The following is a 19904-nucleotide window of genomic DNA, read 5'->3' on the forward strand; positions in this document are numbered from 1 at the left end:
GAAAACTCCTGCGACGCTTGGGGCGCGCCGCACTGCAACAATTGTCTGTGAAGGGTACCCATCCCACCCCCCCAATTCAGGGGATTCGCGACACTCACAATGTCATTTTTTGTATCTTTTGCATCGACATGACTTTGGTCATAGAGCCGCTGATCAGCCCCCTCGATCAGCGGCCCCCTTGGCATCCATGACCGATTCGAGCCCAGAAAGCTGTCTGCTTGACCACATCCACGGGGCTGTGGGCGTCAACGCCCTGACTACAATGCCAAGGGCGTGCCTAGCCATCCTTCGGCTCTCTTGTTTAGATAGCGCGATCCAATCGCTCAATGAAGAACAAATGGTGAGGACATTTCCGTATGACATGTGATTCATGCCGGACATGAAGCACACGGCACGCAATACATTGAGTCTGACAATAGAGGCACAAGCCTTCGCAGGGAGCCAAGTCTCATGAAATCTGTTCTGGTGGTATGCATTGGCAACATCTGCCGTAGCCCGATGGGGGAAGCCCTGATTGCTGCAGCGTTGCCGCAGGTTCAAGTCACGTCTGCGGGGACTGGAGCCTTGGTCGGGCATCAAGCAGATCCGATTGCACGCAAACTCATGGCCGAACGCGGCATCGACATCGAGGCCCACCGTGCGCGCCAACTTACAGCGCAGATGTGTCAGCAGGCCGACCTCATTCTTGCGATGGACGAGGCTCAGCGGATTCACATCGGGCAGCGGCATCCGCTGACCCGTGGCAAGCTGTTCCGCCTGGGTGAAGTCTCACGCGTTGACATTCCCGATCCGTATCGCATGGGCCGTCCGGCCTTCGAGCACGCCTTGCAACTCATCGCTGACGGCGCCCAAGCCTGGGCCGAACGCATTCGCAAACTCTCATGACTCCTTCTGCCTCCACATCGCCTCTCCCCGCAGCACTCGCCCGCGACGATGACGACGATGCGATTAACCTGTCCGAGTACTTCGACATCCTGCTCGATCGCAAATGGCTGGTTGCAGGTGTCACCGCCGTCGCCCTCGCGATTGGCACAGCTTACGCGCTCCTGGCCACCCCAATCTACCAATCCAACCTGCTGATTCAGGTTGAAGACTCTGCTCCGGACGCCAAGAACTTTCTTGGCGACACCGCGAATCTCTTCGATGTGAAGACGCCAGCCACGGGCGAAATACAGATCATCCGTTCGCGGATGGTCATCGGAGGAGCCGTCGAGGCAAAACAGCTGTACATCGATGCGCAACCACGCTATCTGCCGATCATCGGCGAATGGCTTTCGAGACGCGCGAAAGAACTATCAAACCCCGGCTTTCTGGGCATGGGTGGATATGTTTCCGGCACCGAAGCCCTCGATATTGCCAAATTCAACGTGCCCTCCGCACTCGAAGAGCAGAAGCCTTTCACGATCACAGCGCTGGCCGGTGGTCAATACATACTGGCCCACCCCGATCTTGCGGAGCCGCTAACCGGCACTGTTGGCAAGGTACTTAATCAGCAGTTGCCCGAAGGCACCATCACATTGGTGGTTTCGCGACTTGACGGCAAGCCTGGCGCCGAATTTTTAGTTTCGCGCACATCACTGCTCGCCACGACCGAAGATCTTCAAAAACGCCTTCAGCTCGCCGAGCAAGGCAAGCAATCGAATGTGATCAGTGCCTCGCTCGAAGACAGCGACCGTGATCGCCTCCAGCGCACACTCAATGAGATCGGGGCTCAATACGTGCGCCAGAACGTCGAGCGCAAGGCCGCCGAGGCCGAAAAAACCATTGAATTTCTCGATCGACAGCTTCCCGAATTCAAGCAGCAACTTGAAGACTCAGAGGATGCTTACGCACGCTTTCGCAATCAGAATGGTACCGTCGCCTTTGATGAAGAGGCGAAAGCAGCACTAACCATGTCGGTGCAATTGCAGACCAAGCTGCTGGAGTCGCAGCAACTTCGCCGCGAGTTGCTGTCGCGGTTCACCGAAAGCAATCCGAAGGTCCGCATGATCGATGGCCAGATCGCGGCCGTTCGCCATGAAATCGAAGGTCTCGAAACCCGCGTTAGCGCGATGCCTGCCATCCAGCGCGACGCCCTGCGACTCGAGCGCGATGTTCGTGTTAATGGCGAACTCTACAAGTCGATGCTAAACAGCTCGCTGCAATTGCGTCTTGTGAAGGAAGGCAAGATCGGCAATGTGCGACTGCTGGACACTGCCGTCGAACCCAGAAGGGCGGTCAAACCCCAGAAGCCGCTGGTCGTCGCCCTGTCTCTAGTGCTGGGGCTGTTGACCGGTATTGCACTTGCCATCCTCCGGAGCAAGCTCTCAAGTGGCATTCGCAATCCCCAAGAAATTGAGGATCGTCTTGGTCTGAATGTCTACTCCGTCGTACCTCTGGCACTCGAGCAAGAAACGATTCTGGAGCACATTGCGGGCGGCGCTAAGGGGGTCCAATTGCTGGCCGTAACCTCCCCTGAAAGCCTTGCCATTGAGAGCTTACGCAATCTGCGCGTTTCCCTTCAATTGACCTTAATGGAAAGCGGCAACAACCGCGTTCTGATCACCGGCGCTACACCTGGCGTGGGCAAGAGTTTTGTCTCCGGAAATTTCGCCGTCATCATGGCGCAAGCCGGCAAACGCGTACTCCTGATTGACGCCGACTTGCGCAAGGGTCACCTTCAAAAAGCCTTCGGCCTACCGCGCAAGGGTGGATTGGCGGAGGTGCTAGCAGGCGATTTGACACCCGAGCAGGCAATCCATGTTCAAGTGATCCCGAACCTCGACGTCCTGACGACTGGCACCTACCCGTTCAATCCTGCGAACATGATGCTATCGTCCGCGCTGGGTGAGCTGCTGAACGATTTCTCGGAACGCTACGACCTGGTGGTGATCGACAGCCCGCCGGTGTTGGTGGCCGCCGATGCTGCCGCGGTCGCCGCACATGCGGGCGCCGTGCTGCTGGTCGCTCGCGACAGCTTAACCCAAGTGGGCGAGCTAAACGAGAGTGTCAAGCGGCTCGCTCATGCTGGTCAAACCGTTAATGGTGTAGTCTTTAACGGCATGGACCTCTCGCGCCGACACTACGGTAGCTATGGCTACAAATACGGCGGCTATCGATACACTGAATACAAGTACAAGGAAGAAGCGGCCCAATAGCGTCCAGAAATCAAACTCAGAAGACAACACCGTAATCTCCAGCCTACCTTCACCAACGCCTAAATGTCGAAGGCCGAGCGCAGTAGACTGGTGAGCACGCGATGGAGCCATCTTGATTGCTTGGACGTCAGCGGGCGTGTCCGCCTGGGTAGTGCGTCCGTAGATGGGAGAGAAGGCCGGCCCTCAAGCACATGAGGCTCCGCGTCGGCGAGATTGTGAGCGCACCGCCAAACGCGCAGACTCGTCATTAAGCCAGTTGATCACTTGATCAGCCGCGCTCTAGAAAGTCGGGAAAACTCAATGTGTAGTGGTCGACTGCAAATAGTCACGCCACGTTAGGCACGACAGGCTCGATCAAAACTTTGGCCGAACCATCGTTCTTGAACGCGCCAAAGTTTCGAGCGGTGATCCCTGCGATTGCATTCGGGTAGGAGCCACCAATCGTCGCTAGCCTGATTCGCAATGCGCTCGCTGCCACCTGAGCAATAAAAGGCATGCTCACCAGCGCCCATCGTCCTCGCAGATCGGACGGAAGGCTACTTGCAGCGCCTCCTCCACGAATGTGGGCCAGTGACTCATTCCGGACATGGACGGCAAACGCGCCAGCAGCCGCCTCCCGCACCCGCATCAGAATATTGAGGCACATCAGATCGCCCGCGGCGACAGACATGCGAAAGCCCATGTCAGCACCGGATGCCGTAATGTTTCGAGTACCAAATGGCGTCATTGCTGTGCTGTCATTGCCTGGAAGCGCATGGACCCATGCTCCTGCATCGTCGACAAGGTTCGCAAAATCGGCGAGAACTATCTCGGGTATGTGAGAAGCCGCAGAGAGCCTTCGCACCTCATAACCGCGCACACGCGAGTTAAACGGCCGAGAGCCATACTGAACGCGTAGGCTGGAATCCTTAATAGTCAGAGGAAAAGGATCGCGATTTTCCAACGTCACACCGCCGTTGCTCCCCTCGAACAGTAGGTAATCTTTGGCGCCAACGGTCTGCAGAAAATTTGGTCCCACTTCGAGACTAGCTCCTGAGGCATTGCATCGAAATCGAATCACGTACTCTCCACCGTTGCGCTCAAAATAATTGCGGGCGATTTGCGCGGAGGGCCTGTTTCCCGTTACAGGAGGAACATCGAATGAGATGACATTCGGCTGTCCCTCCAACATATTGTCGGTAATCGTCACCGGTCCGTTGATTGATCCTCCGATGACGCCGGTCCCACCGTTTCCGATGTTCTGCTCGCATTGGTTGCCAACAAACCGCAGTCCGAAGATGTGCCCTTTCGCATTGAGCGCAGATCGACATCCCTGAAAAACGCAACCTTCGATACTCACACTGGCAAGCACCGTCGCAACATCCGGATTTTCGGTGGTCACGGCATCGCGAAGGCCGATGAACGATGTATCTCGGATGATCGCCCCCCGATCCGGGCCATTAGTACGACTTGTAAAGCAGAGGCCATCAATCGTCCGTGCGGGCGCATCACTCGCTTGCCGAAAGCTGAGACCATCGACTTGCCATTGGTCTGCAGGGTTTCCTGTCGAACGGCTGGCGCCAAGATCGAAGAACCGTGTGAGACCCGCTTTGCCAGTCAACCATCCCTGCTTTCCAGGCCCTCGGTTGTAGGTAGCGGACTGATCCCCGAAGATCCTCACGCCAGGATTCGTGACAGTTACCGTCGAGGGCCAGAGAAAAGTACCATTCCAGTTCGATATTTTGATGTGACGCGCTTGTCCGTTGTCACACAGATTCGCAAGCTTCTGTGTAGCGGCCGATGCATCAGATACACCATCGTCAACGACGCCGCCGGCCCAGCGGACATCAACAGGCCCATCAAAGCGACGCTTCCAGCGTCGCCCGGCAGCATCGACAACAACCGTTACACCGTTGTCTATCGAGGTCGCGTCTGTGTCCTCGCGTTGGAACATCCCAGCAAGCCCGGCGCCGGTAATCCTGGCACTCGCTGCGCGCCCCGTATAGGCTCGCAGCACCGTGTAATCTGCCATCGGCTTGGCGTTGTCCAAGACCTCTTGGGCCGTACCGGCGTCGCTGCCAACTTGCGCCACTGCCTTCGAGGCAAGCACTCCTCCTCCGAAGAACAGCATTGCTCTACGTAACATGCCCGGCACCTTTCCTAAACACCCATACCCTAAGTGTCGCCTTACCAAGTTCGCAGTTTCCGTCAGGGTTGTTGCGAAGCGTTCATCCCATTGCCAGCAGTGAATTTTGATCACCGCCAGTCCAGGCTTCTATTCAGTATTGGCGAACTGGCGCCAAAGCAGTTTGGGCGGCGAAGAGCTTGGAAGCCGAGTATGTCGGAGTTGCCTGGGTGATGCCCGCGCCTATGTCGCTCAGCACGTGTGGGCCGGCGATGCGGCTTGCGTTGTGGGTGTGACTGATCCACGAGCGGGCCTTGGTGCGAGATCACTATGCGAGGGCTACCGCGAGATCGTGGGGCGCGAAGTGTCATTCGTCAGTAGTATCAGACCGTCAGCTCCATACGAATACTGCGCCTAACCCAAAGTGGCTGGCTGACTTCACCAACATCTGGCAGCCGGCGATTGATGGTGCCCCGACTGTGGTCCTCTGACCTGCACCCGCGTATCACCGGTGGTTGATCGCTCGAGACAGCGCAACTTCGCAGCTCGTGACCGACACGTTGGTGATAGTCGTGTGGCGCCACGGCAAGTCGATCGCGTGCGTCGTCACTCGGAACAGGGAGTCCGAAACATCCAACCGTCTCGCAGCGCGGTCATCAAAACACGAAGCCGCAATGGGAAAAGAACCGATTCATTGCGGTCAAGCACCGGTCCTAGCCTCGATCTCCTGGCAACCCAAGCCTTGCCACTCTAGATATCACACCTAACGCGAACGGGCACCGACCAGCCGCTGCACCGTCGAGGCGACGGTGGCACCAATCAACATTCCTACGCTATCTGCCCATAGATCAAACCATTCGGCCAATCGATCTGGCGTGAGCGACTGCAATATCTCGATTAGTGCTCCATAGCCGAGCAACGCCAACAGCGTCTTTGACCTTTGAGCAGGCCACGCCCAATGCGCAAGAAACGCCAGTATCGCAAAAGCTAACGCATGATTTCCCTTATCCCAGCCCGTGCTCGGTGCTGAAATAGATGCAGGCATCAAGCTGAATACCAGCAGCGCCAGCATAGCGATAGCCAACAACCAACGCCACAAGGTCACCTGGGCCGCGAGTCGGCCCCGCACCGTCACGCCGATGCCTCTGCCAGCACTCTTGCGATGACTTGGCAGCTCTTGCCCATCTCGACCGACGTCAAAGTCGGGTGAACCAAGAACATCAAGCTCGCCTCTCCCAACTCGCGTGCGACAGGCAATCGGTCAGCGGGCCGCCAACTGGTGCCATCGAACGCGCGCTCCAGATACACCTCGGAACACGAGCCCTGATAACAGGGCACGCCCTGCGCTTGAATAGCGTCGACGATTCGATCTCGGCTCCAGCCAGCGGCCAACTTCTCGGGCTGCACATAGACATAGCACTTGTAGTGCGCGTGAACACTGCCAGCTGCTTCGCGATTCGCGAAGACAGGGACGCGAACCGCAGCATGAGGCCGTGCAGCCTCCCACACGGCGTGCGCATGACGCATGCGCGCAGCGGTCCAGTCGGTCATGCGCCGCAATTGAATGCGCCCGATGACTGCCTGTAACTCCAGCATCCGCCAGTTGGTGCCGAAACTTTCGTGCACCCAACGAAAGCCCGGTGGGTGCTCGCGCTCATAGACGGCCTCATAGCTCTTTCCGTGGTCCTTGTACTGCCACATGGTGCGCCACAACGCTTCGTCGTTGGTCGTCACCATTCCACCCTCCCCGCCCGTAGTCATGATCTTGTCTTGGCAGAACGACCAGGCGCCAGCATGACCGATGGAGCCGACGGATCGCCCCTTGTAGCGGGCACCATGCGCCTGCGCGCAGTCTTCGACCACCTTGAAATCGTGCTTGGCCGCAAGCGCCATGATCGGATCCATGTCGCACGGCCAACCGCCCAGGTGCACGCAGATGACAGCCTTGGTGCGCGGCGTGACGACCTGCGCAATGGTCTCGGCCGACAGGTTGCCGCTTTCTGCATCGACGTCCGCGAACACCGGCGTTGCGCCCGTATTCACCACACACGACACGCTCGCGATGAAGGTGCGCGGCGTGACGATGACCTCGTCACCGGGCCCGATGCCCATGCCTTTGAGGATCACGTCCAGGGCCAGTGTGCCGTTAGCCAGCGCGAGTGCATACGCGGTGCCTGCCCATGTGGCGAACTCCTTTTCGAACAGACGGCATTCCTGCCCTGTCCAGTAATTGACCTTGTTGGACAGGAGCACGCGCTGCACGGCATCGGCCTCTTCGGCAGTGAAGCTCGGCCACGGGGAGAAAGGGGTGTTCAACACAACAGTTCAACCTTTGAGAAATGGTTTGGCGGGATTTCCGATCACGGTGGCGCCCGGCGGTACATCGCGGGTGACGACAGCGCCCATGCCGACCACCGCACCACGGCCGATAACCAGGGGCTGCCCGGGCTTGCCTTGCTTGATGACTGCGCCTGTTCCGATGTAGGCGTGGTCTTCAATGACGACATTGCCATTGCACTTGACGCCGGGCGCAAAGGTCACGAAGTCGCCCACCACGCAATCGTGGGCTACATAGCTATAGATGTTGGCGTGAAAGTGCCGCCCTATCCGGAGATTGGAGGTGAGCATGGAGAAGGGACTCAATATGGCCCCTTCTCCCAGCACGGCATCGTCGAGCATCACCACGTTCGCGGCTGTCACAGTCCACGGCAACACCTGATCCGCAGCGCAACGTGCGGCCAGTTCTTCTCGTACCCCGCTGTTGGCGATGGCCAGCACCGCATACCGCGTGCTGGCTTCGGCCTGCATGAATTCCGCATAGCGGAGCACGCGCTGACCATTGACCATCTGCGCCTCGGGATGATCGTCAACGAACACCAATTGCTCGGCCGGAATGCCCTGGCGCCGCAATTGCTCGCGCGCCAGCGGCATCACTTCGCGCCCATATCCGCTGGCACCATAAACGGCAAAGAGAGGAAGAGTCATTGTTTGTCTCCAGTTTGCGAGCCTACGAATCGAGACATCGTGGCCTCGCCCGCCGCGCTGATGCCATCACGCACCAGCACCTTGCGCACTGTCAGCCACAAGATCTTGATGTCGAGCCAAAGCGAACGGTTGTCCACGTACCAAACGTCGAGCTTGAATTTCTCGTCCCAGCTCAACGCATTGCGCCCGTTGATCTGCGCCCAGCCGGTGATCCCGGGACGCACCTCATGGCGGCGGGATTGCTCGGCGGAGTAAAGCGGCAGGTAGTCCATCAGCAACGGACGCGGGCCAACCAGGCTCATGTCGCCCTTGAGCACGTTCCAGAGTTCGGGCAACTCGTCGAGGCTGCTGGCACGCAGGAATCGGCCGAAGGGCGTCAACCGGTCCGCGTCGGGCAACAGCTCTCCATCGGCACCACGTGCATCCGTCATCGTGCGGAACTTGATCATGTTGAACGGCCGCCCATGCATGCCAGGCCTCGTTTGGCGAAAGAACGCGGGGCTGCCCAGCTTGCGGCGCACCTGCCATGTCAGGAACAGCAGCGGAAGACCTAGAAGCAGCAACGCCACGCAAGCGAACACGATGTCAAAAAGGCGCTTCATCTGGATTTCGACCTGTTCGCCAGCCGCGTGAAGATGGCGCCGAATTTTGCGACGCCAACCTTCAGGGCCAGTTGTTCACGGTAGTAGCGCTGCGCCTGCTGCCCCATGGCCGCCAAGGCGTCAGGCGGCATGGCTGCGAGCGCATTGGCGGCGTCGGCCAGTGCGTTGGGGTTTTCGGATTCAACGACCACGCCACCACCCGACTGCGCAACCAACTCGGCCGCATCGCCATCGACCGCCATCAACAGCGGTTTGCCGACGGCCATGTAGGCCTGTGTCTTGGAAGGGATAGTGATCTCGAAGAGCGGGTCCTTGCGAAGGTGCACTAGCAGCGCGTCGGCTGCGTTCAGCAACGCACCCACTTCCGACATCGGCACCGGCGGCAGAAAGACCACGTTACGCAACTGCAGGTCTGCGGCGCGCTGCTTGAGCCGGCCCACTTCCACGCCGCCACCCAGCAGCACGAAACACACCCGCGAGCTGCGCGCCTGCAGCAGAACCGCCGCTTCGAGCACAGCGTCCAGCGCCTGGGCCTTGCCCATGTTTCCCGCAAAGAGAACGCGGAACTGATCCGGCCCCGGAAGGCTGGTCGGCGGCTGGCCTTGCGGTGAAGCCAGCGCCACTTCGTCGGCCCAGTTGTAGATCACCTCAACCTTGGCCTCAGGCACGCCACGCTCCAACAGTAGGCGCTTGAAACCCGGCGACAGGACCGCGATGTGGTCCGCGCGGCGATACACCCATTGGCACACCGCAGCCACCGCACTCAAGGCCCGGGCGTTGTTGACCATGCCCGTGGCACGCAAAGTGTCGGGCCACATGTCCTGGATGTCGTAGACCACAGGAACGCGGCGCAACAGGCGCAGCAGGCCCGCGGTGATGCCCACCGTGAGCGGCGGATGGTAGGCATAGACCACATCGGGCCGGCGCGCCATGAACAGGCCGTAGACCAGCGACGACGCGGCGAAGCTCGCGTAGTTCAACACCCGCTTGATCGCCGACTGGTCATGGTTGGGATAGAGCGGCACGCGCGTCACCTGCACGCCGTCGATCGCTTCGCGCTGCAGCAGCTTGATGCGGTAGCCCGGATACACCTTGCCGCCCGGGTAGTTGGGGAAACCCGTCAACACTTCGACCTCGAAGCCCTGGCGCACCAGTTCGCGGGCGAACACGATGCCCTTGAACGTCGGCTCGGGGTCGAACCATTGCATCAGCAACAACACGCGAATTGCCATGCGTCAGTACTTCTTCCAGACCACGCGGTTCACATAGTCGGTATAGCTGTGCACGATGCGCAGCACCTTGTCCGACACATTCGGCATGCTGTAGTCGGCCACCTGGCGCAGGCCGCGCGCATCGCCTCGCAGCTGGCTCTCCAGAATGGCCAGGCCCTGGCGCACACGGTCCACCTCGAGGCCCACCATCATCACGGCCGCCTCTTCCATGCCTTCGGGCCGCTCGTGCGCTTCGCGCAAGTTGAGCGCCGGAAAATTCAGGATCGACGACTCCTCGTTGATCGTGCCGCTGTCGGACAGCGTGGCGCACGCCGAGAGCTGCAACTTCACGTAGTCGTGAAAGCCCAGCGGCTTCAACAGGCGCACTTGTGGATGAAAGCGCGCGCCGGTCGCGTCGATGCGCTTCTGCGTGCGCGGGTGCGTCGAGACGATGACCGGCAGGCCGTGGTCTTCGGCCACGGCATTCAGCACCGCCACCAGCTTGCCAAAGGACTGCGGCGACTCGATGTTCTCTTCGCGATGGGCACTGACCACGAAGTACTGCTCCGCCTGCAAACCCAGCCACTCCAGCACGCCGGACGCCTCGATGCGCGGGCGATAGTGCGTCAGCACCTCGAACATCGGGCTGCCGGTCTTGATGACCAGATCGGGCGGCAGCCCTTCGCGCAACAGGTAATCACGCGCGATCGTGCTGTAAGTGAGGTTGACGTCCGCCGTGTGGTCCACGATGCGGCGGTTGGTTTCTTCGGGCACGCGCTGGTCGAAGCAACGGTTGCCCGCTTCCATGTGAAAGATCGGAATCTTGCGGCGCTTGGCCGGAATCACCGAGAGGCAGCTGTTGGTGTCGCCCAGCACCAGCATGGCTTCGGGCTGCACCTCGCCCAGCACCTGGTCCACCGCGATGATGAGGTTGCCGATGGTGTGCGCCGCGCTGGTGGCGTTGGCCGCGCTGTTCAAGAAGTGGTCGGGCTTACGCACGCCCAGGTCGTCGAAGAAGACCTGGTTGAGTTCGTAGTCGTAGTTCTGGCCGGTATGCACGAGCACGTGTTCGCAATGCTCGTCCAGGCGAGCCAGCACGCGCGACAGGCGAATGATTTCGGGCCGGGTGCCGACCACGGTCATGACTTTGAGTTTTTTCATGGGAGATGGATCCAAAGCCTTGGGACTACAGCGGGCAAGCGAAGGTGTCCGGCCGCGCGCGATCGAACACCTCGTTGGCCCAGAGCATCACGACCATTTCTTCGGCGCCGATGTTGGTGATGTCGTGCGTCCAGCCGGGCACGGTCTCGACGATTTCAGACTTGTCGCCCGTAGTCACCAGCTCGTGGGTTTCGCCGGTGTGCATGTGCCGGAACTTGAAGCGTGCCTGCCCCTTGATGACGAGGAATTTCTCGGTCTTGCTATGGTGGTAGTGGCCGCCTCGCGTGATGCCCGCGTGCGCAGTAAAAAACGAGAACTGGCCGGAGTCCGGCGTCTTGAGCATTTCGACGAACACACCGCGCGCATCCCCGTGCTGCGGCACGGTGTAGGCGAACGACTCGGGCGGCAGGTAGCTCACGTAAGTCGAATAGAGCGCGCGCACGAGGCCCGTTCCCACGCGGTCGGTCATGAGCGTGTTTCGGCTGTCCTTGAACGACTGGATCTGCAAGGCCAGTTCGCCCACCGTGGTGGTGTATTGCGGCGAGACCGTCGCGAAACCGTCGGCATCCACGGTGGCGCCGGCGCCGTCCATGAGCTGGACGAAACGCTCGATGACATCGTCGACATACACCAGCGTGACCGGCGCGGCCGGGTCGTTGACCTGGATCGGCAGGTCGCGCGCGATGTTATGGCAGAAGGTGGCCACGGCAGAGTTGTAGTTGGGCCGGCACCATTTGCCGAACACATTGGGCAAACGGAAGACGTGCACCGGAATGCCAAGGCCCGCCGCTGCAGCCCGTAGCGCTTCTTCCGCACCGCGCTTGCTGTTGCCGTACGGATTGTCGCGCCCCGCCTGCGTGGACGACGTGTAGACGATCGGCACCTTCTTGCCAGTCGCCTTCGCCACGTCGCCGACGGCGCGGCAGAGGCTCTGCGTGAGCTCCGCGTTGCCGGTGGCGAATTCCTGCGGATCTTGCGGGCGGTTGACGCCAGCGAGATGGAACACGAAGTCCACGCCTTCCAGCAGGGCTGGCAATTGCTCCACGCTGTGGTCGCGCGTGAAGCAGACCACCTGCACGTCCTTGCGCTCGGCCAGGTGCAACTGCAGGTTCTTGCCCACGAAGCCGCCGGCGCCGGTAATCAACACCTTCATCGGATCACCCCTGTGCTTCGGCAGGCTCACCGCGCGCGATGCGCTGCATGAAGTCGAGCTTGAGCAGCAGCTTCTTCATGCCGTCGACATCGAGGCGGGTGGTGTTGTGCGAGTTGTAGTCTTCACCGTGCGAGCTGCGCGTGATGCGCTGTTCGCCCTGCTCCACGAACTTGGCGTAGTTCAGGTCGCGGCCATCGGGCGGCACGCGGTAGTAGTCGCCCTGGTCTTCGGCGCAGGCCATTTCTTCCCGGCTCAGCAGCGCTTCATAGAGCTTCTCGCCGTGGCGAGTGCCGATTTCGCGCACTTCGTGATCCGGCTTGCCCATCAGTTCCAGGATGGCTTGGGCCAGGACCTGCACCGTGGCGGCAGGCGCCTTTTGCACAAAGATGTCGCCGTTGCTGCCGTGCTCGAAAGCATGCAGCACCAGTTCCACAGCGTCTTCCAGGGTCATCATGAAGCGGGTCATGGACGGGTCGGTCACGGTAATGGGCTTGCCCGCCAGCACCTGCTCTACGAACAACGGAATGACCGAGCCGCGGGAAGCCATGACATTGCCATAGCGGGTGCCACAGATGACGGTGTTGGTGCTCTCAAGGTTCCGGCTGGCGGCGACCATCACCTTTTCCATCATGGCCTTGCTGATGCCCATGGCATTGATGGGATAGACCGCTTTATCGGTGCTGAGGCAGACGACGCGCTTCACGCCTGCGGCGATTGCTGCTTCCAAGACGTTTTCGGTGCCGAGGACGTTGGTGCGGACTGCCTGCATGGGGTGGAATTCGCAGGACGGCACTTGCTTGAGGGCGGCCGCGTGGAAGACGTAATCCACACCGCGCATTGCCGCGCTCACGCTTCGCGAATCTCGCACATCGCCGATATAGAACTTGAGCTTGGGATGGTTGTAGCGCTTGCGCATGTCATCCTGTTTTTTTTCATCGCGACTGAAGATTCTAATTTCTTTCAACTCCGAATCGAGGAACCTATTTAGCACGGCACCGCCAAATGAGCCGGTGCCTCCGGTGATAAGAAGATTTTTCCCTGCAAAAACACCATTCATTTAAAGGCTCACAATTCCAAAAAAAGACGCCGATTTTTCTCAAACGAATCTGTATTTCCGATATTTCCCAGTGCCCACGCACGAATATCTTTGCGCCAAACGGCGTATTCATCCGCTGGCTTTTCGCAGCAAGCATCAATGCAGGAAGAAAATCGCAAAGGTTGGTCCAAGGAAATATCCCAACCGACTTTTTTTTCTACCAAATCACGCCACGGTGTCGCATCACTTATCAATACCGGCAGTCCGCAACCCAGAGCCTCTGCGATTACATGACCAAAGTTCTCACCCATCGTGGGCAGATAAAACAAATCATAATTGACCAAAACATCCGGCATCTGCATCGGATGCAATGCGCCACGATAGTTAAACACTACATGCTCAGGCAGTTTTATGACCGCAGCTTCGCATTCGCGCCAATAATCAGGATCTTCTGCGGGACCATAAACATCAAATACTACCAACCCAGAAACCTGGCACAACATTTCAATGGCCCCGAGCAAATTCTTTTTCTCTGAAATACGGGAAACAAATACCACACGCAACGGGGAGGATTTCTTAATTTTCGTTAGATTCAATTCAAGAGGCGGGCGAGAAATATTGGTAGCCGTTCGCACTTCACAGTGACCCCCCATGACTCGCCGAATGTCGTCGGCCTCGTACTCGGTGGATGCGTGCCAAATGACGTTACGGTAAAAGCCCAAGGCTTTTCCAAGCGCAACAAAGAATCTCTTCTTCTTCCCTCTTATTGTCAATGCTCCCTCAGAAAATTCCCCCCGTGGGGCAAGCAAAATCGGACGCCCACGCCCAACCAGTCGCCATAAAAAAACAGGGAAAATGCTGAATCGAAATGAAAAAAAACTATTTATATACATGTATTCACCCTGAAACTTCACCAACAGTCGGAGAAGTAACCAAGCACCAGCCATTCCCGGGGGCAAATAAAACACACGAGCATTCCCAACCTCATTCCAGTCGCCAAATTGGATGCCAGGATAAGGCGCTGATTCACCCAAATCGCGGTCTCCTGTAACGACGAAAAACTTGATCTCTTTACCCAATTGGTCGATGATATTTGCGATCGTCCGTATAGGCCCTCCCCCTTTAAATCCAGGCAGATAGAAACCGGAGATCACCAACACATTTTCGTTTTTCTTCAATCGTCACCTCAGATAAATTGATTGCGCGCAACAAGCTCGGAAACTGTAGCAGCAAGTCAAAGTGGTCGCGCCATAGCAATACAAGTCATAAAACTCTAGCTGGCAAACCCATTTCCATAAGCAAGTACGTTCTGGAAAAATCCGATACTTTTAAATGAAAAGTATGCCAACAAGCCAAGAAAGGCTGGATTTTTCGTCCTGCGGTCTTTAATAATCATAAAAACGCATAACGAAACCGCGATCATGTTCACGCGCTCAGAACCTAAAGCAGCGCCAAATATGACAAAAATAAGGATCGATACGAAGTTTTCTAATTTGTTTTTTGTTATATACAGAACCAATCCAACCAGCATGAGCAAATTTAAAATATCGAAAAATCTGAACTCATCCTGTTCGTACGCAATATATTTACCCAGCAACGCATCCGAAAACAGAACCCAAAAGCCAACTAGAAAAATGGAAAGCAACAAAAATCCGAAGACCCTTTTGGCAATAGATTGGCGCCACCAAAACCAAACGACATTCGGCGCGAAATACCCAATGTAAAGCAATAAGGTTTGAAAATGCGAAAACAGCGCACTAACGGCAAAAAGTCTGCGATAAAAAACACCGACACAAGCCAAGCCGAGAAAAATAAAGAGATAGGAAAACTTCAAGCGCTCCGCCCCAGTCAGCAAAACAAATAAATAGTAATTTCCCAAGATCAAAACTTGCGCCAAAAAACTCACCCGCTCCTTCATCATCCAAAGCACAAGGAGGAAAATCAGAATGGCGTTAAAGACCGAGAGATACAGATCATGCTCAATGCCCAAACTAGCTCCTAGCCACATTAGCAATCCATACAATGGCTCAGACGAGTTGGTGTAGTTAAATTGCAGAACAGGGATATCCCAAATGGCAGCGCTGCTCAACTCCTCATAAAACCTCCGGTAAATTAAAAGGTCTCCAGAGGTGTAGTAGTCATAAAAAATCAACGATAGAAAAAAATAGGCTGTCGCAATCAAAATTGCGAAAATGAAGCCCGTAGATTTTTTTGATATCTTCATATTACGAATTGCTGAACCCTAAATCCGCAACCCGCGCATATCTGATGGGCCAGGCAGGCCATTAACTTCCCCTCGCTCTAAGAAGCTCAATCATCTCAGCAAACTGAGTCTTAAAGCCATAGATGACCAATATCAGCAGCACTATGCATGTGCCATGAATGAATGCTGGTTTGAACACCGCCCCACCCGTCATTGCTATCGCCAATGCCAACAGCCCAGCGACACACAGGTAAAGTTTTTTTCTGGGGAAGTTGCGCCAAATTCGCGCCGACACTTCCGTTCTTCCGAAAAAAAATACAGCAAACGCAGCAGCATTAGCAATAGCGGCCCCGGCGGCCCCCATGCGGGGTACGAAAAGATAATTGAGAAATACACTCACGACTAAAGCGCAAAGCGTAATCCATATAGAAAAAATGGTTCTACGTGAAATACCGATGCCTACACATGTTATTTCGGACAACGTATAAAGTAGCGGTTGCATCAGCATGCACAACAGAATATATTTAACCTCTGCATAGCGCTGAGGAAGAAGCAAGTCGCATACCCAAGATAGACTGCCACATATTGCGACAATTACGCATACAATCGCGAGAGCTTGCTGCGCAATTTTGTCAACGATCTTCATATCGCTACCTTGAGACACCCATTTGTAAATGGTCGGCGCCCAAATTACGGAAAAAATGGATTGAAAGACAATTGCGGCGCCCGCAAAGTTGTTGGCCATGGAAAATTCGGCTAACTCTTCCAAAGAAGACAAAGATCGCAACATAATTACGCTCGTCGCCGTGAGCGCCCAATATGCAGCACCAGCGAAGATCAGCGGCGCACCAAACGCAAACAATCCTTTGAGCTGTTGATGATCTATGCGACTGCGCACTGCCTCCACACATTGCTCTCGTGTATTCCAAAGATAGATAACCAAAACTAAGACTAACGAAGCGAAAACGATTATCTGCAACTGGAAAAAATCTTTTCGCACAGCAAAAGGCGCTATATATGCAATGAGGGCCAACTGCACGATTTTGGGAAGCACTTGACTCATCGAATATGCCCAAGCTCTCTCCTGCATTCGCAATATCAGCGAAAGAAATCGACTAATATAGTTCGCAAAAAAAGCAAGCAGAGTAATGACAAACAAGCGAAAGTCCGCTTCTGCGTATAACCAATTCGCCAACTCTGGCGCAAAAAAGGATGCTACAACGCCAAATACCAATAGCAATAAAAATCCAGGCAGAAAGCAAGCCCGCAATAGCTGCCCCTGTTTTTTTGTTCCGCTATATTCCCGTACATAGGCTTGGTCTAGCCCAAGAACTGACAAAAGCAACACTAACGACAGCGCTATTTGAAAGATATTCAACCGGCCTATGTCGGCAGGAGAAAAATTCCATGCCATGATTGGAACAATCACTAAACCCGCAACAGCAGACGCAATTGGCCCGAGTGCAAAGCCAAGAATATTGCGGAGATTCATCACCTATTAATGTAAAAAACTCTAACCTGCTCTATTATTTCTTGCAAAGTAGCTTTCTCAATTCCATACCACAACGGCAGTCGGACCAATCGCTCGCTCTCTTGAGTAGTGTAGCGATCCACTCCATGAAACCGACTAAATTGATGCCCAGCAGGTGCGGAGTGCAGAGGGACGTAATGAAATACCGCTAAAATTTCATTATTTTTAAAATGCGCCAGCAACGCTGTTCGTTCTTCCAAATTTTTACATTTGATGTAAAACATGTGCCCATTGTGCTGACAGTTGGCGGGGATAGTTGGCAATTTGATATGACCCAACCCAGCAAGCTCTGCCAAACCGTTGCAATAGGTGTTCCAAGAATTTAAGCGATCACTTGTTATAGCCTCGGCTTCCTCCAGTTGTCCCCATAGATAAGCGGCCTGCAATTCGGAGGGCAGGTAGCTGCTGCCGGGCTCTACCCAAGTGTATTTATCGACCATTCCACGAAAGAAGAGGCTACGATTAGTTCCTTTCTCACGAATAATTTCAGCTCGAGATACAAACCGTGGATCGTTAATGATGAGTAGACCGCCCTCACCACCGCTAGTAAAATTTTTGGTTTCGTGAAAGCTAAATGCGGCCATGTGGCCCAAGGTGCCTAAGAGTTTTCCTTCGCAACGGGCCATCATGCCTTGCGCAGCATCTTCGATCACGTAAAGCCCGTAGCGTTGGGCAATCGAATTTATTGTCCGCATATCGCACCCCACGCCAGCATAGTGCACTGGGACAATAGCTTTAGTCTTATTTGTAATTGCAGCTTCAATCAGCGAGGCATCTATATTCATAGTGTCCGGCTGAATATCTACAAACACAATCTTTGCGCCCCGCAACACAAAAGCATTTGCGGTACTGACAAATGTATAGCTGGGCATGATGACTTCATCACCCGGTTGAATGTCAATTAATAAAGCCGCCATCTCCAGCGCTTGGGTGCAAGAGGGGGTCAACAGTGTTTTTGTACAGCTTAGGTGCGACTCAAACCAAGCTTGGCATTTGTGTCCATATCGGCCATCTCCAGAAATTTTTCCGCTCTTCATGGCATCGAGGACATACTGATCTTCGTTGCCCGTACGCGGCGGGCGATTAAAGGGAATCATTTTTCATCTCTTCCGTAAATTTCGACTCCAACTGAAGGAGTTTCTTACTTCGATTTTTAATTTTTTTGGCTGGGATGCCGGCATAGATGCCCCATGAATCAAGAGGCCGCAATACGAGACTCATTGAACCGATCGCGCAGCCCTCTCCAACATTCGCACCGGGCATGACTATCGTGCCAGCGCCGACAATTACTTGACGCCCGATCAGCGTTTCTTTAAAAATTTCTTTTTTAAATTTTTTTGGAATCAGCGAGTTACACATCGTATCGCCTGAATAATCATCTGATTGCGTAAAGACCTTCACGCCGTAGGCGAAGGTAGAGAAATCACCGATAGATAATCCCGGCGCGCCTCCTGCAAGGAGACACATTGGCGTGACATGAACGAATTTTCCAAAAACAATTGACCCAGACACCACACAAAAATCATCGATTCGGCAAAAATCGCCCAGCTCCATTAACTCGGGGTTGTATATGCCTGCCTTTTTACTGACTTTTACATTTTTTCCGATCTTCTTAAATCCAACGGCGGCCAACTCTTTTTCGTCAAGATAGCTCATAAAGATTAATCGATTTTCGCAAATATACCGCACCAACTTTTAGCGAGGCGCTCGGTTGAAAAATAACCAATCATTGCCTCAGTGTTTTTGTTTTTCATCTCCAAATCAAGCACATTCAATTCCAAATTATTGATATCAAACAATGATGCACCAATGCCTGAAAAAACATGCCATGAAGACAGGTCATTGCGCATGTAGACCTTTTTACCCAGCCCTAATAGCGTGGTGATATTGCCCATCGCTTGTTGTCGATCATGATTAAAGATTGCTATATCGATCTTAGCGAGTAGTTTCAGATACTCATCAAAGGGGGTGAAATCTCGTAACGCTATGAATTTTCTGCCGAACATTGCCTGACCGCTCTGCGCTACTTTTTCAGCGTACGCAGGATCACCATATGAAAGTGGGCAGTAGATCTGAATCAAATCATTCGAAAAAGGACGCAATTTCTCGAGTGCATCAATATGATTATTGCTGGGCGTCGCCGAATTTCCCAAAAGAATATTGACGCCCTCATGAGAACTGGCCTCTAAGGCATATTCCTTGTACAAGTTGCTGGGATATAAAAAACATTCATGCCAAATACCCATAGCGCCATACCATTGGCGCGCCAACTCATAATCACCTTTGACATGTGTGACGAAATTTCCAATGCGAGGAACGATTATTTTTTTCAAGAACTCCGTTATGCGCGATTTTGCCTTTTGGTCACCAGATCTATAAGCATACAAATCACCTCCCCAGATAACCCAATAACTTTTCCTCAACAACCATGGCTGCAGGGTCAGTAAAAAAATTACGCCCACGTCAAATAATCCATGAACGATAATCTTTTTTGATGCATTTCCGTGCAAAAAAAATGCGGCCCAAAACTTGAACCGATTAAGCAGCCCACGACCAAAAGCAACCACTCCTTTTTGAGCTACGAGTTCCTTGCTCGCCATTCCGTACGAGAGCAAAAAATGATGTTCATTTGGATCAAAGTTCTCGTGGACAAATTTAATAAAGGGTGGAATAAATTTATCCACACTTCCTACATGGAGGATTTTTTTCTCACCTATGATCATGAAATGATTCCGCTATTGACTGACCACCGTTAGGGCGTAAACGCATTTCGCTCGAATC

17 protein-coding genes are annotated in these 19904 nt (G+C 54.8%); 2 read left to right on the forward strand and 15 right to left on the reverse strand.

Going from position 1 to position 19904, the window contains the following annotated elements:
* Window positions 1-450 precede the first annotated feature (450 nt).
* Entirely contained in the window at window positions 451-885 is a 435-nt protein-coding gene (locus AC07Q9_RS05750; RefSeq protein ID WP_489058912.1) for a low molecular weight protein-tyrosine-phosphatase, read from the forward strand.
* The gene (locus tag AC07Q9_RS05755) at window positions 882-3137 is read left to right on the forward strand and encodes a polysaccharide biosynthesis tyrosine autokinase (RefSeq protein ID WP_495307935.1); all 2256 of its coding nucleotides are present in this window, start codon (window positions 882-884) and stop codon (window positions 3135-3137) included. Before AC07Q9_RS05750 ends, AC07Q9_RS05755 begins: the two co-directional genes overlap by 4 nt.
* Window positions 3138-3462: 325 nt before the next feature.
* Here the strand turns inward: AC07Q9_RS05755 and AC07Q9_RS05760 are convergent, their stop codons facing one another.
* The 15 genes from AC07Q9_RS05760 to AC07Q9_RS05830 all read right to left on the reverse strand — a co-directional run bounded on the left by AC07Q9_RS05760 (window position 3463) and on the right by AC07Q9_RS05830 (window position 19846).
* Window positions 3463-5376 carry a putative phage tail protein gene (locus tag AC07Q9_RS05760; RefSeq protein ID WP_495307938.1) on the reverse strand — a complete coding sequence of 638 codons (1914 nt, stop codon included), beginning with the start codon at window positions 5374-5376 and terminating at the stop codon, window positions 3463-3465.
* A gap of 628 nt (window positions 5377-6004) precedes the next feature.
* Complete coding sequence (locus AC07Q9_RS05765; RefSeq protein ID WP_495307939.1) at window positions 6005-6313, reverse strand: VanZ family protein; 309 nt, start codon at window positions 6311-6313, stop codon at window positions 6005-6007.
* A 59-nt stretch (window positions 6314-6372) separates the two neighbouring features.
* Complete coding sequence (locus AC07Q9_RS05770; protein ID WP_495307941.1) at window positions 6373-7560, reverse strand: DegT/DnrJ/EryC1/StrS family aminotransferase; 1188 nt, start codon at window positions 7558-7560, stop codon at window positions 6373-6375.
* Between the two features lie 6 nt (window positions 7561-7566).
* Window positions 7567-8226, reverse strand: a complete 660-nt coding sequence (locus tag AC07Q9_RS05775) for an acetyltransferase (protein ID WP_495307942.1) — start codon at window positions 8224-8226, stop codon at window positions 7567-7569.
* Window positions 8223-8828: a sugar transferase gene (locus tag AC07Q9_RS05780; protein WP_495307944.1), complete on the reverse strand. Its 606-nt coding sequence runs from the start codon at window positions 8826-8828 to the stop codon at window positions 8223-8225. Before AC07Q9_RS05780 ends, AC07Q9_RS05775 begins: the two co-directional genes overlap by 4 nt.
* Window positions 8825-10060, reverse strand: coding sequence for a glycosyltransferase family 4 protein (locus AC07Q9_RS05785; RefSeq protein ID WP_495307945.1), 1236 nt, complete (start codon window positions 10058-10060; stop codon window positions 8825-8827). The genes AC07Q9_RS05780 and AC07Q9_RS05785 overlap by 4 nt, the downstream gene beginning before the upstream one ends.
* Window positions 10061-10063: 3 nt before the next feature.
* Window positions 10064-11200, reverse strand: coding sequence for a UDP-N-acetyl glucosamine 2-epimerase (locus tag AC07Q9_RS05790; protein ID WP_495307946.1), 1137 nt, complete (start codon window positions 11198-11200; stop codon window positions 10064-10066).
* A 25-nt stretch (window positions 11201-11225) separates the two neighbouring features.
* On the reverse strand, window positions 11226-12353 hold the full coding sequence (gene wbjC / locus AC07Q9_RS05795; protein WP_495307947.1) for a UDP-2-acetamido-2,6-beta-L-arabino-hexul-4-ose reductase: 1128 nt from the start codon (window positions 12351-12353) through the stop codon (window positions 11226-11228).
* 4 nt (window positions 12354-12357) lie between these two features.
* Entirely contained in the window at window positions 12358-13410 is a 1053-nt protein-coding gene (locus AC07Q9_RS05800) for a polysaccharide biosynthesis protein (RefSeq protein WP_495307949.1), read from the reverse strand.
* A gap of 8 nt (window positions 13411-13418) precedes the next feature.
* The gene (locus AC07Q9_RS05805; protein ID WP_495307951.1) at window positions 13419-14567 is read right to left on the reverse strand and encodes a glycosyltransferase family 4 protein; all 1149 of its coding nucleotides are present in this window, start codon (window positions 14565-14567) and stop codon (window positions 13419-13421) included.
* A gap of 95 nt (window positions 14568-14662) precedes the next feature.
* Window positions 14663-15613 (reverse strand): hypothetical protein, encoded by a 951-nt coding sequence (locus tag AC07Q9_RS05810; protein ID WP_495307953.1) that lies wholly within the window; start codon window positions 15611-15613, stop codon window positions 14663-14665.
* 61 nt (window positions 15614-15674) lie between these two features.
* Window positions 15675-17084, reverse strand: a complete 1410-nt coding sequence (locus AC07Q9_RS05815) for a lipopolysaccharide biosynthesis protein (protein WP_495307955.1) — start codon at window positions 17082-17084, stop codon at window positions 15675-15677.
* Window positions 17084-18220, reverse strand: a complete 1137-nt coding sequence (rffA, locus tag AC07Q9_RS05820; protein ID WP_495307958.1) for a dTDP-4-amino-4,6-dideoxygalactose transaminase — start codon at window positions 18218-18220, stop codon at window positions 17084-17086. The genes AC07Q9_RS05815 and rffA overlap by 1 nt, the downstream gene beginning before the upstream one ends.
* A complete protein-coding gene (locus AC07Q9_RS05825; RefSeq protein WP_495307959.1) occupies window positions 18207-18779 on the reverse strand; it encodes an acyltransferase in 573 nt (190 codons plus the stop codon). Before AC07Q9_RS05825 ends, rffA begins: the two co-directional genes overlap by 14 nt.
* A gap of 5 nt (window positions 18780-18784) precedes the next feature.
* Complete coding sequence (locus tag AC07Q9_RS05830) at window positions 18785-19846, reverse strand: TDP-N-acetylfucosamine:lipid II N-acetylfucosaminyltransferase family protein (RefSeq protein ID WP_495307961.1); 1062 nt, start codon at window positions 19844-19846, stop codon at window positions 18785-18787.
* Between the last annotated feature and the right edge of the window lie 58 nt (window positions 19847-19904).

The organism is Variovorax sp. GW821-FHT09A10 (assembly GCF_059418385.1).